This is a genomic window from Rhodobacter sp. TJ_12, assembly GCF_020023995.1.
Classification (GTDB): Bacteria; Pseudomonadota; Alphaproteobacteria; order Rhodobacterales; family Rhodobacteraceae; genus Rhodobacter.
This window is the reverse complement of the sequence record NZ_NRRD01000065.1, coordinates 1-655: the sequence shown is the minus strand read 5'-3', so window position 1 is coordinate 655 and position 655 is coordinate 1. Positions and strand designations below refer to the sequence as shown.

The following is a 655-nucleotide window of genomic DNA, read 5'->3' as shown; positions in this document are numbered from 1 at the left end:
GAGGTGAAGCGGGCGGTGGCGGCCCTGAAGGCCAAGGGCGTGGAGCAGGCCGAGACGCTGCCGCGCGATTACAGGCCCTGGGGCTGGTACGAAAGCCTCGTGAAGGGCCCGCGCTTTCAGGTCAAGCGCATCGTCGTGACACCGGGCGCGACCCTCTCGCTGCAGAGCCATCACCACCGGGCCGAGCACTGGATCGTGGTGGAGGGCACTGCGAAGGTCACCATCGACAATCAGGTGACGCTCGTGACCGAGAACCAGTCGGTCTATATCCCGCTCGGCGCGCGCCACCGGATGGAGAATCCGGGCAAGGTGCCGCTGACGCTGATCGAGGTGCAGACCGGCGCCTATCTCGGCGAGGACGACATCATCCGCTACGAGGATGTCTATGCCCGCGGACAGGGCGCGCGGGGATGAGCGCGCTCGGCTGCTTCAAGGCCTACGACATCCGGGGGCGGCTGGGCGTCGATCTCGACGAGGGGATCGCCTACAGGATCGGGCGGGCCTTCGCCCGGGCGCTCGGCGCGCGGACGGTGGTGCTCGGCCGCGACATCCGCGCCTCGTCCGAGGCGCTGGCCGCGCGGGTGGCGGAGGGCCTCGGGGACGAGGGCTGCCGGGTGCTGGATCTGGGTCTCTCGGGCACCGAGGAAATGTATGC

Annotated in this window: 1 protein-coding gene and 1 pseudogene; both read left to right on the top strand. The window is 69.6% G+C overall.

Annotated features, from left to right (window positions below):
* The coding region (locus CKO11_RS17185; RefSeq protein WP_223641528.1) for a cupin domain-containing protein at positions 1-414 on the top strand (414 nt) is incomplete at its 5' end.
* Positions 411-655: pseudogene (locus CKO11_RS17180) on the top strand (phosphomannomutase); the annotation flags it as partial. The gene CKO11_RS17185 and the pseudogene CKO11_RS17180, both read left to right, overlap by 4 nt.